At 74.2% G+C, this 13840-nt stretch carries 8 protein-coding genes; 4 read left to right on the top strand and 4 right to left on the bottom strand.

Annotation, left to right across the window (positions count from 1 at the left end):
* Window positions 1–108 precede the first annotated feature (108 nt).
* Window positions 109–2139 (top strand): cell wall-binding repeat-containing protein, encoded by a 2031-nt coding sequence (locus tag ACFYQQ_RS07535; protein WP_355787237.1) that lies wholly within the window; start codon window positions 109–111, stop codon window positions 2137–2139.
* 167 nt (window positions 2140–2306) lie between these two features.
* On the opposite strand, the gene ACFYQQ_RS07530 is transcribed toward ACFYQQ_RS07535, so the two are convergent.
* On the bottom strand, window positions 2307–3107 hold the full coding sequence (locus tag ACFYQQ_RS07530) for a sugar phosphate isomerase/epimerase family protein (RefSeq protein ID WP_355787233.1): 801 nt from the start codon (window positions 3105–3107) through the stop codon (window positions 2307–2309).
* A 725-nt stretch (window positions 3108–3832) separates the two neighbouring features.
* Entirely contained in the window at window positions 3833–4909 is a 1077-nt protein-coding gene (locus tag ACFYQQ_RS07525) for a LacI family DNA-binding transcriptional regulator (protein ID WP_355788101.1), read from the bottom strand.
* 236 nt (window positions 4910–5145) lie between these two features.
* Here ACFYQQ_RS07525 and ACFYQQ_RS07520 point away from each other — a divergent pair, with 236 nt between their 5' ends.
* Genes ACFYQQ_RS07520 through ACFYQQ_RS07510 form a run of 3 tightly spaced genes read left to right on the top strand, consistent with a single transcriptional unit; the run spans window position 5146 to window position 8278 of the window.
* Window positions 5146–6297 (top strand): Gfo/Idh/MocA family oxidoreductase, encoded by a 1152-nt coding sequence (locus tag ACFYQQ_RS07520; RefSeq protein ID WP_355788104.1) that lies wholly within the window; start codon window positions 5146–5148, stop codon window positions 6295–6297.
* Window positions 6294–7445 carry a dihydrodipicolinate synthase family protein gene (locus ACFYQQ_RS07515; RefSeq protein ID WP_355788107.1) on the top strand — a complete coding sequence of 384 codons (1152 nt, stop codon included), beginning with the start codon at window positions 6294–6296 and terminating at the stop codon, window positions 7443–7445. Before ACFYQQ_RS07520 ends, ACFYQQ_RS07515 begins: the two co-directional genes overlap by 4 nt.
* Before the next feature lie 35 nt (window positions 7446–7480).
* A complete protein-coding gene (locus tag ACFYQQ_RS07510; RefSeq protein ID WP_355788113.1) occupies window positions 7481–8278 on the top strand; it encodes a sugar phosphate isomerase/epimerase family protein in 798 nt (265 codons plus the stop codon).
* Window positions 8279–8313: 35 nt separating this feature from the next.
* On the opposite strand, the gene ACFYQQ_RS07505 is transcribed toward ACFYQQ_RS07510, so the two are convergent.
* Both ACFYQQ_RS07505 and eccCa read right to left on the bottom strand, forming a co-directional pair.
* Complete coding sequence (locus tag ACFYQQ_RS07505) at window positions 8314–9798, bottom strand: DUF6177 family protein (RefSeq protein WP_356164737.1); 1485 nt, start codon at window positions 9796–9798, stop codon at window positions 8314–8316.
* Window positions 9795–13784 (bottom strand): type VII secretion protein EccCa, encoded by a 3990-nt coding sequence (gene eccCa / locus ACFYQQ_RS07500; protein WP_355789354.1) that lies wholly within the window; start codon window positions 13782–13784, stop codon window positions 9795–9797. Before eccCa ends, ACFYQQ_RS07505 begins: the two co-directional genes overlap by 4 nt.
* Window positions 13785–13840 lie beyond the last annotated feature (56 nt).

Genomic DNA, 13840 nt, shown 5'->3' with positions numbered 1-13840 from the left:
ATCAGCTGTGCCGTTACAGTGACGCAGCTGTCGCAGAGGAACGTGAGGTTTCCGTTCCGCACCCGAGAGGTGAACGACAGCTCTCTTTCATCACCTTTGTGGGGGCACATGAAGATTCGAAGACGCCGCGTCCTCGCGGCGCTGGGCACCGCCGTCGCCGTGGCCGCCGGTATGGCCACCGCGCCGGGCGCCGCCGCGGCGAACCCCGTCACCTGGCAGGCCGCGGACGGCACGCTGATGTTCCTCAACGGCGCGCGCAACGTCCTGCAGACGAACCAGCCCGGCACCGGCACGTACACCGACTTCGTCGCCGACGCCCGGCAGCCGTCCTGGTCGCCCGACGGCAGCCGCGTCGCGTACGTGAAGGACAACCGGGTCGAGACCCGGCGCTACACCGGCTCCACCCTGGTCAAGATCCAGGAGCAGGGCTCCATGACGTCGGTGGGCGACCCGACGTTCCTCTACAGCGGCAGCACGGTCGTCTACTCCGGCGGCGGCCGCCTGCGCTACGCCCCCTCGGACGGCTCCCGCTACGCCCAGCCGCTGTTCTCCACCTCGGAGGACGGCTGCGACCGCAAGCCGAGCGCGGCCGCCAACGGGCTGATCGCCTTCGTCCGCACCGGCGACACCTGCGGTTCGCCGACCGGTTCGGCGATCTGGCTCTACGACGACACCACCGGCGGCTTCACCAAGCTGGCCGACACCGGCGACGACCCGGCGATCTCGCCCGACGGCACCCAGGTCGCCTTCGTACGCGAGTCGGGCGGCCTCAGCCGGCTCTTCGTCGTGAACGTCGACGGCACGGGGGAGCGCCAGCTCACCTTCGAGGACGCCGCGTACGCCCCGGCGTGGGCGCCCACCGGCACGCGCATCGTCGTCACCAACGGGACCGACGAGGACGTCGCGATCCCCCGGATCGTGGACGTCGCCACCGGCGACGTCACCAAGATGCCGCTGCCTCCGGGCACGTCGTCGGTCCTCGACCCGGCGTGGCAGCCGCTGCGCGGACAGAGCGTCGGCCGGGTCTGGGGCGCGGACTCCTACGCCACCAACGTGGCCGCGTCGCGCTGGAGCTGGAACACGGTCGGCCAGAGCGAGCCCGGTCTGATCGACGCCAAGTCGGCCGTCCTCGTCAGCAAGGACAGCCCGTCCTACGCGCTGACCGGGCAGAGCCTCGCCGGCCAGAAGCAGGGTCCCCTGCTGATGACCTCGGAGACCTCGCTGTCGACCGCCGTGCAGACCGAGCTGAAGCGCACGCTGAAGCCCGGCGCGACGGTCTACCTGGTCGGCGGTACCGACATCCTCTCCAGCACCGTCGCGAGCAAGGTCAGCTCCCTCGGCTTCACGCCGAAGCGGCTGTCGGGCACCTCGCGCTACTCGACGTCCGTGGCGGTCGCCAAGGCCGTCACCGGCGCGCCGGAGTACGTGTTCCTCGCCACCGGCACGGACTACCACTCCGCGATGGCGGCCTCCGCGGCGGCCGGTGCCCTCGGGTACGGCGGCAAGGGCACGGTCGTCCTCAATGACGGCAACTCGCTGTCGTCGTCGGTGAAGTCGTACCTCAACTCGCTGGACCCCGACCAGACGATGGTCATCCCCGTCGGCGCCTCGGCGAAGTACGCGCTCACGCACACGTACCTCTCCAACTGGCCCGACACCTGGTCGTACTACCCGATCAGCGGCAGTGGCCACGACGGGACCTCCGCCGCGCTCGCCCGCTTCTGGTGGACCTCGCCGTCCGTGGTGGGCCTCGCCTGGTCGGACAGCTGGCGCGGGGGCGTCTCCGCGAGCACCGGCATGCTCGACTACGGACCCATCCTGTGGACCGACGAGACGACGCTGACGGACGCCGACGCGACGTACCTGCGCGAGCAGGCGGCCGGGGTCAACATCGTCGTCGCCTTCGGCGGGACGGGGTCGGTCTCCGCGTCCGAGCTGACGGCGGCGGGGTCCGCCATCAGTGCGGGCAGCTCCCTCGTCAAGTACACGCCGTACTACGACGGGATCGTCCCGCAGCAGACCGCGCAGAAGTCGGCGCTGTCGGCGGGTGCCCGGAGCGGGGCCGGCCCGGTCCTGCCCCGGGGCACGGGCGGGGCGCCGGTGCCCGACCTGGACTCGGTGCGGACGACCAACAAGTAGCGGGGGCCACCGGGCGGTGGAGCGTGGCGGCGACGGCGGTCGCCGTCCCCGCTCCGGTCCGCCCGGTGCGCCTCGACACCGGCTCCCGGGTGTGCGTTCCGCACCCGGGGGCCGGTTTGCTCATTCCGGGCGTGGGTTTCGGGCGTGGCGTTTCGGGGGCGCGCCGGCTACGCCGAGTCGTTCAGCAGGCGGGCCAGGTGGTCGCGGCCCGGGGTCAGCAGCGGCTCCAGCGGCTCGGCGGACTCGTACCACCGCTTCTCGTACTCCCAGCACAGCCAGCCGTCCCAGCCCTCCCGGGAGAGGAGCTCCACGCACTCCGTGAGCGGCAGGACGCCGGTGCCGAGGAGCAGCGGGGTCGTGTCCTCGGGCGAGGCGATGTCCTTCACCTGGACGTAGCCCAGGTGCGGGGACAGGGCGGCGTACGTGGTGGACGGCTGTTCGCCGCCCAGCCAGGTGTGCATCACGTCCCAGAGGGCGCCCACCCGGCGGTGGCCCACCGGGCCCAGGACGCGGATGACGTCGGCGCCGGTGCGGTGGGAGTCGTGGGTCTCCAGCAGGATGCGTACGCCGAGGTCCGTCGCGTACTCCGCGGCGGTGCCGAGGCGCCGGGCGGCCGTCGCGTCGGCCTCCTCCGGGCTCTGGTCCTCGCCGGCGCCCGGGAAGACGCGGACGAAGGGGGCGCCGACGTCTCTGGCCAGCTCCAGGAGGTCGCGGATCTCGCGCAGGACGGGGGTGTCGTCGCCGGGGGCCGCGACGCGGGCGTATCCGGCGAGGCCGAGGATCTCTACGCCGGCCGACTTGAACTCGGCCGCGACGTCGGCGCGTTCGGCGAGGGTGAGGCCGGGGTGGACCGGTTCCTCGGGGTGCGCCCGCAGTTCGACGCCGTGGTAGCCGTGCGTCGCGGCGAGCCGTACGACGTCGGGGACGGGGAGTCCCGGGACGCCAAGGGTGGAGAAGGCCAGTTTCACTTTGCACACCTCGCTACGGAGCCCCGGGCACGCGGGCCCGGCCGGGGGTCCGGTGCCCCCCGGGACAGCAGAGCATGCGCCGGACCCTACCCGCATCACGGACGCGCACGGGCGTTGCGGCGGGCGTCGGGCGCTTTCGGTCCGGTGGGTGGGTCGGGTCCGTGCCGGTACATCCGGCCGTCGGTAGTTGGTGTCGGCGTCCGTCACCAGCGTTCCTCGGCCGGATACGTCCCCGTCTCGACGGCCATTTGATGTACCGGCACGGCCCCTTCGGTCGCATGGCGGCTTGCGGTTCGTGGGGGCTGAGCTGCGGGGGCGCGGGCTCGGTGGCTCGGGTGCGGGCCGGTGGGCGATGCCCACCTGGCGGACGGGCGTGCGGCGTGGGGCGGCGCCCACCCACCCGGCTGGCGCCGGCGGGCCGCCCGCTCCAGCTGCGGGCATGCGTGCCGCTAGGGGCGGCACGGGTGGGCGCAGGCGGCACCCCGCTGGCGCCGGGCTCGCCGACCCACCCGACGCCAGCTGAGGCACCGGGTGCTGATGCGGGTGAGGGGGAGTGGGCCCACCCTGGGCGGCACCCAGTGGACGCCGGGTTCGCCGACCGGCCTCGAGGGCAGCCCAAGCACCGGGTGCCGATGCGGGCGACGTACGCGGCGTCCCGTGGGCCTCGGGGGGAACGGCGTCCCGAGAGGGGCGGGGACCCCGGACGGGGGCGAACTTGGCGTTGGTCAGGGGCGCGGGGCGTCGGTGGAGCCGCGGACCATCAGTTCCCCCCGTACCATGGCGATCCCCCCGGGCGGCGCCTCCTCCCGCCCCATGGCGATCCGCCCGGCCCGCGCCCCCGCCTCGGCCAGAGGCAACCGCACGGTGGTGAGCGCCGGCACCACGTCGATGCTGAAGGGGAGATCGTCGAACCCGGCCACGGACACGTCCGCCGGAATCCGCAGACCGGAGTCGCGCAGCGCCGCACACGCCCCCAGCGCGACGGTGTCGTTGGCGGCGACGACAGCGGTCAACGACGGCTCACGGCGCAGGAGTTCGAGCGTCGCCTCGTACCCGGCCCGCCGGTCGTACCGGCCGTGCACGGTACGCCGCGGATCGTCCTCGATCCCGTGCGCGGCGAGCGCGGCCTGGTGCCCCTCCAGCCGGTGCCGGGTCGTCGTCCGCTCCTCGGGACCGGCGATGTATCCCATGCGCCGGTGCCCGAGCCCGATCAGATGCTCCGTCAGCCGCTGCCCGCCCCCGCGGTTGTCGAAGGTGAGCGCGACCGCCCCGGTGTCCTCGGGCGCGGGCGGCCGCCCGCACAGCACGATCCGGGTCCCCGCCTCGGCCAGCCTGCGCAGCTTCGCCGCGACCGCCGCCCCGTGCCGCGCGTCCTCGACGGCGCCGCCGGTCAGCACCACCGCGGCGGCCCGCTGGCGCTGGAGCAGCGTCAGGTAGGTCAGCTCACGCTCCGGGTCGCCGCCCGTGTTGCAGACGACGCCGAGACGCTCACCGCCCGCGCGCCCGCCGCCGAGGACCCCGGAGGAGTGCCCGGGGGGCCCGCCGATCTCCGCCTGGATGGCGCTGGCCATGATCCCGAAGAAGGGGTCGGCGATGTCGTTCACGAGGATGCCGACCAGGTCGGACGTGGCGGCGGCCAGCGAACTCGCGGGCCCGTTCAGCACGTAGTCCAGCTCGTCCACGGCCCGCAGCACCCGCTCGCGCGTGGAGGCCGCCACCGGATAGTTCCCGTTCAGCACACGCGACACGGTCGCGGGCGAGACCTGCGCGCGCGCCGCCACGTCCGCCAGGGTCACCGTCATCTCGTCTTTCCTCCGGTCGCGCGTCTCTCGGTCGGTCCCGGGGACCCGGCCGGCCGTGCGTGTGCCCTGCCCCCGCCGCGTGACCGTACCTCCTGTCCGCCCCGTCGAACATCTCGCGGCCCACACGGTCTTGTCCGATCGGCGGCGCAGCGGCTAGCGTCTCTGGCATAGAAAGCGCTTGCTGCCGCGCTCACCTGTGAGCGTACGCGGCGCCGGACGCATACGGAGGGAATGACGTGACACGCAAGACGGTGCGTATCGCCATGAACGGTGTGACGGGGCGCATGGGGTACCGCCAGCACCTCGTCCGCTCCATCCTCGCCCTGCGCGAGCAGGGCGGACTCGACCTCGGCGACGGCACCGTGCTGTGGCCCGAGCCGGTGCTCGTCGGGCGCCGCGAGCACGCCCTGAAGACCATCGCGGAACGGCACGGCCTGGACCACTGGTCGACGGACCTGGACGCCGTGCTCGCCGACCCGGCCGTCGACATCTACTTCGACGCGCAGGTCACCTCCGCCCGCGAGGAGGCCATCCGCAAGGCCGTCGCCGCCGGCAAGCACGTCTACACGGAGAAGCCGACCGCCACCGGCCTCGACGGCGCCCTGGAGCTGGCCCGGCTGGCCGCGGGGAAGGGCATCCGGCACGGCGTCGTGCAGGACAAGCTGTTCCTGCCGGGCCTGCTCAAGCTGAAGCGGCTCGTCGACGGCGGCTTCTTCGGCCGGGTCCTGTCCGTGCGGGGCGAGTTCGGCTACTGGGTCTTCGAGGGCGACTGGCAGTCCGCCCAGCGCCCCTCCTGGAACTACCGCGCCGAGGACGGCGGCGGCATCGTCGTCGACATGTTCCCGCACTGGGAGTACGTGCTGCACGAGCTCTTCGGTCGGGTCACCTCCGTGCAGGCGCTCACCGCCACCCACGTCCCGCAGCGCTGGGACGAACAGGGCAAGCCCTACGACGCCACCGCCGACGACGCCGCGTACGGCGTCTTCGAGCTGGAGGGCGGCGCCGTCGCCCAGATCAACTCCTCGTGGGCGGTGCGCGTGAACCGCGACGAGCTCGTGGAGTTCCAGGTGGACGGCACGGAGGGGTCCGCGGTCGCCGGCCTGCGCAACTGCCGTGTCCAGCACCGTGGTTCGACCCCGAAGCCGGTCTGGAACCCGGACATCCCGGCGACCTATTCCTTCCGCGACCAGTGGCAGGAGGTCCCGGACAACGCCGAGTTCGACAACGGCTTCAAGGCCCAGTGGGAGCTGTTCCTGCGGCACGTCTACGCGGACGCGCCGTACCACTGGGACCTGCTGGCCGGCGCCCGAGGCGTCCAGCTCGCCGAGCTGGGTCTGCGCTCCTCCGCCGAGGGCCGCCGTCTCGACGTACCGGAGATCTCGCTGTGACCCTCCGACTGCCGCGCGCGAACGGGGAGTTGGTCACCTACACCCCGCGCCCCGAGCCGCTCGCCCTCTCGCCCGGCGGCCCCCTCACCTCCCGTACGGTCTTCTCCGCCGCGCACGTCGTGGCCGACCCGTACGCCGACACGAGCCCCGGCTCCCCGGCCGCCGTCGACTGGGACGCGACCCTCGCCTTCCGCCGGCATCTGTGGGCGCAGGGGCTCGGGGTCGCCGAGGCGATGGACACCGCGCAGCGCGGGATGGGCCTGGACTGGGCCACGGCCGCGGAGCTGATCAGGCGCTCCGCCGCCGAGGCGAAGGCGGTCGGGGGCCGTATCGCGTGCGGGGCGGGCACCGACCAGATCGCCGCCGGCTCACTGGCCGACGTACGGGCCGCCTACGAGGAGCAGCTCGCGCACGTGGAGGGGACGGGCGCGCAGGCGATCCTCATGGCGTCCCGGGCGCTGGCCGCGGCGGCGACGGGCCCCGAGGACTACCTCGCGGTCTACGGCCATCTCCTGCGCCAGTCCGCCGAGCCCGTGATCCTGCACTGGCTCGGCCCCATGTTCGACCCGGCGCTGGAGGGCTACTGGGGTTCCACGGACCTCGACACCGCGACCGGCACGTTCCTGGAGGTGATCGCCGCGCACCCCGACAAGGTCGACGGCGTCAAGGTCTCCCTGCTGGACGCCCGGCGGGAGACCGACCTGCGCCGCAGGCTCCCGCGAGGCGTGCGCTGCTACACCGGCGACGACTTCCACTACCCCGAGCTGATCGCGGGCGACGAGCACGGCTTCAGCCACGCCCTGCTCGGCATCTTCGACCCGCTGGGACCGCTCGCCGCCGAGGCGGTGCGCGTGCTGGACACCGGTGACACCAAGGGCTTCCGTGAACTCCTCGATCCCACCGTCGAGTTGTCCCGCCACCTGTTCCAGGCGCCGACCCGCTTCTACAAGACCGGGGTCGTCCTCCTCGCCTGGCTCGCGGGCCACCAGTCCCACTTCACCATGGTGGGCGGGCTGCAGTCGGCGCGCTCCCTGCCGCACCTGGCCCGCGCCTACGAACTCGCCGACGGGCTCGGCCTGTTCCCCGACCCCGAGCTGGCCCGGTCCCGTATGGAACACCTGCTCGCCCTGTACGGAGTCGCCCAGTGAGCACCCCGGATCTCTCCCGTCTCTCCATCAACCAGATGACGGTCAGGCAGCTCTCGCTGCCCGAACTCGTGGACGCCTGCGCACAGCTCGGCGTGCCCGGCGTCGGCCTGTGGCGCGAGCCTGTCCGGGCGTACGGCGTCGAGGCGGCGGCGAAGCTGGTGCGCGACGCGGGACTCACCGTGACCACGCTGTGCCGCGGCGGCTTCCTCACGGCGACCGGGGCGGACGAGCGGGCCCGGTCCCTGGACGACAACAGGACGGCCGTCGACGAGGCGGCGGCCCTCGGCACGGACACGCTCGTGCTCGTCTCGGGCGGCCTGCCCGCGGGTTCCAGGGACCTGCACGGCGCCCGCGAGCGGATCGCCGACGCCCTCGCGGAGCTGGGCCCGTACGCGGCCGAGCGCGGTGTCCGGCTGGCCGTCGAGCCGCTGCACCCCATGTTCGCCGCCGACCGCTGCGTGGTCTCCACCCTCGGCCAGGCCCTGGACCTCGCGGAGCGCTTCCCGGCCGACCAGGTGGGCGTCACGGTGGACACGTACCACCTGTGGTGGGACGACACCGCGCCCGCCCGGATCGCCCGGGCCGGGGCGGGCGGCCGCATCCACACCTTCCAGGTCGCCGACTGGGTCACCCCGCTGCCCGAGGGCGTCCTCAACGGGCGCGGGCAGCTCGGCGACGGCGCCGTCGACCTGCGCGAGTGGCGCGGGTACGTGGAGGCGGCGGGCTACCGCGGACCCATCGAGGTCGAGCTGTTCAACGAGGGGCTGTGGGCCCGGGACGGCCGCGAGGTGCTGGCGGAGACGGCGGCCCGGTTCGCGGCGCACGTCCTGTGAGGCGGGGCGGCCGGTGACGGGTCACCGGCCGCCGGTCAGCCCCGCTTCAGGTGCCGGGTGAGCTGCTGGAGCGTCGTCCACGACTGCGGGTCGCTCCCGTCGCCCAGCGGATAGTGCAGCGCGGGCCGCGAGGGAGCACCCAGCCGGACCGGCCGCAGCGCGACGGGCGGACGGCCGGCGTGGTCGAGGCCGATGGCGCGCACGTCGTCCGGGCCGAGCGTGAACGCGAACGGCACGGGCGGCGCCTCCAGCCGCGGCGGCGTCACGAGGTCCCGGCCCGCGCGGCGCACCGACACCAGCATGGTGACCAGGCCGTGTTCACCGACGAGGGTCTCGGCGAGGCCCTGGACCGCGTCCAGCGGCAGGCCCTCGTCCGCGCCGAAGCCGAGGGTCAGGTGCACGTCCTCCTCCACCCCCGCCCCGGTACGCGTCACCCGGAGCGTCCCGACCGCCGGACGGTCCGGGGCGCCCACGGCGACCAGGTGCGTGGCCTGCGGAGCGCGCTCCTGCGCCAGGTCCGTCAACTGCCGCGGCGACCACGGCAGGTTGACCGGTTCCGCCGTGCCCCAGCCGGCCGGCGGCGCACCGGTCAGCGTCCGCCACGCCGTCTCCAGCGCCCCGCCCAGGAGCAGGTTCGGGTCGGCGGCGTGCCGCGTGCGGAACGCGACGTGGAGCTGGCGCTCGGCCGAAGGCCCGGTGTCGGTGAAGGCCTTGGCGACCGTCGACTTCCCCTCGGCCGTGAGGGCGGGCGTGAAAGTGCCGTCCTGCCAGCGCAGCACCGCCCCGGAGAGCCCGTCGTAGTACCCGCAGTCCGGGTCCTGGACGACCCAGCGGTTGGGCACCTGCGCCAGCGTGGTGCGGGCGGCCGGGCTCAGACGTACGTCGGGCGGGGTCACGATCTGCAGGGCCCGGCGCGAGCCGGACGCCGCACGCAGCACCTCCGAGAGCCAGGAGGTCAGGGCGATCACCGGCCGGTCGGCCAGGACCACGGCGGTGCTGTCGGTGAGCACGTCCACGGCGGGCAGACCCACGGCCGCGCGCGCCGTCACCTCGCCCTCCCCGTCCGGCGCCCCGTCTGCCTCCGCGCCCTCCGGCGGCTCCCCCTCCGCGCCGGGCACGGTCTCCGGCGCCGGGACGCCGGAGGTGTCCACCACCTCGGTGCGCGCCGCCCCCGCGGGCCAGGTGATGCCGCCCAGCAGGGCGTTGAGGCGCCCGCACACCGAGGCGGCGAGCCGTTCGGCCTCCGGGACCGCCGTCGCGGCGCGGGCCTCGGTCCACCAGAACGGCAGCGGCACGCCGTCGGCCGACGGGCCGAGCAGCCGCCGCGCCTCGCCGGGCACCTGGACGAGGACCGGCGCCTCCACGGAGACGAGCGGGCGGCCCCCGGGACCGTGCAGCTGGACGACCGCGCCGTCGGCCGCGGCGGACACCCCCAGGTCGGGGCCGCCCGCGTACAGGCCGGTCAGCAGGTCCCAGATGTCGGGCATCTTCGGGGTGAGGGCGATGACGTCCTTGGTCACGGGCGTTCTGCTTCCTCGGTGTCGGAGAGGGCGGTCTGGACGAGCTGGTGCCGGCGGCCGCGGCGGACGATCGTGCCGCGTCCCGGCGGCTGCGGGGAGGCGTACAGACCGGGGAAGAGCTGCCCCTCGGTCCGGTCGCCGGTCATCACGAGCGCCGCGGTCCCGGTCTCGCGCAGTGTCGTCAGCAGCGGTTCGTACAGCGCGCGGGAGGACCCGGCGACGCGGCGGGCGATGACGAAGTGCAGGCCGATGTCCTGCGCGGAGGAGACGTACGGCAGGAAGGGGTTCAGCGGCTGCTGCCCCGCGGTCGTCAGGATGTCGTAGTCGTCGACGAGGATCACGATCCGCGGCCCGCTGAAGGCGGGTTCGGTGCCGAGCGTGTCCGGGTCCGCGCTCTCCGGCAGCCGCTTCTCCAGCTCGGCCGCGATGCCCGAGGCCAGCGCGGCGGACAGCTTCGCGTTGTGCGCGTAGCCGCCGCGGTACGCCTCCGGGATCACCCCGCGCAGCCCGCGGCGCGGGTCGAAGACCCCGAACACCAGCTCCTCGTCGCTGTACCGCTCCACGAGCTGCCCGGCGATCAGCTTCAACAGGTTGGTCTTGCCGCACTCGTTGTCGCCGAGGACCAGCAGGTGCTGGTCGCTCCCGAACAGGTCGAGGAGGGCGGGCGCCAGCGCGTCCTGGTCGACGCCGATCGGCACCCGCCGCGGCTCGGCGGCCACGGACAGCAGCTGCGCCGCCGGCATCCGCGTCGGCAGCACCCGTACGGGCGGCGCCACGTCCCCGTGCCAGGTGGCCCGGATCGTGCGCGCCGCCTCCTCCAGCGCGGGCCCGATGTCGTCCCTGGACGGCGAGCCGTCGATACGCGGCAGCGCGACCTGGGCGAACAGCTTCCCGTCGGTGAGGACCCGGCCCGGGGTGTCCGCGGCCAGCGTCTCGGACAGCTTGCGGTCGACGGAGGAGTCGGCCGGGTCGTTGAGCCGCAGCTCGACACGCGTGCCGAACATGGACTGGGTGGCGATCCGCACGTCGTTCCAGCGCAGCATGCCGGCGACCACGTGGATGCCGTAGCCGCCGCCGCGCTTGAGCAGGTCGGTCACCGAGTCGTCGAGGTCGGCGAACTCGTCGCGCAGCGCCCCGAACCCGTCGACGAGCAGCACGACGTCGGTCGAGCCGAGCTCGGTCAGCCGGCCCTGCGCGCGCAGCCGGCGCAGCTGCTCCACGGAGTCGATGCCGTGCTCGCGGAACAGCTCCTCGCGGGCGGCAAGCATCGCGCGCACCTCGGCGACCGTCCGCGCGGCCCGCTCGTGGTCGGCGCGCCCCGCGATCCCGCCGACGTGCGGCAGCCCGGCCAGCGCCGACAGACCGCCGCCGACCAGGTCGAGCCCGTACACGGCGACGTCGTACGGGGTGTGCGTGGTCGCCAGGGACAGGGCGAGGGTGCGCAGCATCGTGGTCTTGCCGGACTGGGGCCCGCCGATGACGGCGACGTGCCCGCCGGCGACGGTGAGGTCGAGCAGCCACTTGCCCTGCCACTGGCTCGCCGGGTCGTCCAGCACCCCGAGCGGCACGCGCATCGCCCCGGCCCGCCCGGCGGCCAGGTGCAGCCCGCGTCCGGTCACCTCGACGGGCCCCGCGGCGGCGTCCAGCGTGATGGCGGCCGGCAGCGGCGGCAGCCAGATCCGGCGCACCGGCGGCGCCGCGCCGGTGAGCCGGCCGACCATCACGGACATCACGGTCGGCCCGGTCTCCCGCTTGGTGGCCGCCGGTTCCGCGGCGCCCTCGGCCGGGGCCGCGTCGAGCGTGTTGAAGGCGGGGTAGGGCCAGGCGAGCGGCTCGTCGTCCTGCTGGTCGCGCAGCGCGGGACCGCGGTAGGCGCCGGACACGTACCCGGCCTTGAACCGCTCGTACAGCGAGGTGTCGACCTTCAGGTAGCCGAAGCCCGGCAGCGGCGGCAGATGGAAGGCGTCGGTGGTGTCGAGCACCGTGCGCGACTCGTCGGCGGAGAAGGTGCGCAGACCCAGGCGGTACGACAGGTAGGTGTCGAGACCCTTCAGCTTGCCGCCCTCGATGCGCTGGCTGGACAGCAGCAGGTGCACGCCGATGGAGCGTCCGATGCGGCCGATGGACAGGAACAGGTCGATGAAGTCCGGCTTGGCGGTGAGGAGTTCGCCGAACTCGTCGATGACGACGAACAGGTGCGGCAGCGGCTCCAGATCGGGGCGCCCGGCGGCGCGCAGGGCCGCGTAGTGCCCGATGTCGGCGACGTTCCCGGCGTCCTTCAGCACCTGCTGGCGGCGCTTGACCTCGCCCGCGAGGCTGGTGTGGACGCGCTCGACGAGCCCGGCCTGGTTCTCCAGGTTCGTGATCACCCCGGCCACGTGGGGGAGTTCGGTGAACGGCGCGAAGGTGGCACCGCCCTTGTAGTCGACGAGGACCAGGGCCAGGTCCTCGGGGGCGTGGGTGGCGGTGAGCGCGAGCACCAGGGTGCGCAGCAGTTCGCTCTTGCCGGAACCGGTCGCGCCCACGCACAGCCCGTGCGGCCCCATGCCCAGCTCGGAGGACTCCTTCAGGTCGAGCAGCACCGGCTCGTGACGGTCCGTCAGTCCGATCGGCACACGCAGGAACTCGCGCTCGCCGCGCGGCGCCCACAGCCGCTCCAGGTCGAGCGCGGTCGGGTCCTCGACACCGAGCAGCCCGGGGAAGTCGACGGGCCCGGACACCGGGGTCCCCTCGGCGGCGGACTCCGCGGACAGCCGCAGCGGGGCGAGCAGCCGCGCCAGCCCCTCGGCGCCGGCCGGGCTCACCGCGTCCGCCGTGCCCTGCGCCACCGGGGACGGCTCGCGCAGGTCCTCGACGGTCACCTGGTCGCCGTCGACGCGGATGCGCACGCCGACCTGGTCCGGTTCGTGCACCTGCCGTTCCAGCAGGTGGAGCACGGTGACGCCCATGTCCCGCAGCTCGACGGCCGTGTCGGGCCGCGGGAGCTCGGCGGCCGTGGCGCCGTACTCGTCGCTCACCACCAGCAGCCGGCTCGTCAGCCGCAGCGCGTCGCGGCCGGACAGGCCCCGCCGCACCTCCGCCGCGTACGACGCCCGCTGTCCCAGCTCGTGCCGGCACAGCGCGGCGAGCTGCGGCAGGCTCGGGGCGATCCGGCGGGCGGCGACCGGGCCGTCCTGCTCCTGCGGATCGAGCACGTGGGGCAGCCACTTGGCCCACTCCCACTCGGTCAGCCGGTCGCCCGGCACGCCGAGCGCCATCGCCACGTCGTCGGGCGCGTGCGTGACGGCGGCCTGGACGAGCAGCGCGCGGGCGACCCGCAGCACCCCCTCGCGGTCACCGACGATGCTGACGTTGCCCGCCCGGTCCAGCGGCACCGTCAGCGGGCAGTCACTGGCGACCGAGTACCGCGCCAGCAGCGCCCGCGCCTCGTTCAGCATGAACGGGTCCGGCGGGGTCATCACACCGCCGGCGTCGGAGCCGATGGCCAGTTCCTGCACCGGCACGTCGCCGGTGCCCACCCGCACCCGGAGGAAGTCGGGGTCCTGACGGCGCCGCTCCCACAGCCGCGCGGGGTCCCGCACCAGGTCGTAGAGCGCCTCCGGGGGCGGGTTGAGGACCCGGGCGAGCTGCCGCCGCTCCCGCTCGGCCGCCCCGAACTCCTCGCGCAGCTCCTCCAGATACTCCAGGTACCGCTCACGCTGGGCCCGCCGGGTGCGCTGCGCCTTGCCGCGCTGCGACAGGAACAGCCCCACCGCGCCGAGCAGCGCGATGACCAGCACCATCGCGCCGAGCGCCGCGAACTGGCTGTTGCGGATGACGGTCATCATGACGACCGAACCCATGACGCCGGCCATCGGCAGCAGCGCCGTCGCCGCGTTGCCCAGCTTGCCCTCGGGCAGGTTCGGCGGCGGCTCCACCGTGCGCGGCCCGGCGGGCGCGAGCGGCCGGGTGGAGCGGGCGGGCCGGTGTATCAGACTCTGGGTCACGGACGGACCCTTTCTCGTACGGCTCCTGTGGCGTGCGGCGCGGCGGCGGTACGGCG

Source organism: Streptomyces sp. NPDC005496 (genome assembly GCF_042872045.1).
Lineage (GTDB): Bacteria > Actinomycetota > Actinomycetes > Streptomycetales > Streptomycetaceae > Streptomyces.
This window is presented reverse-complemented; position numbering and strand designations above follow the sequence as displayed.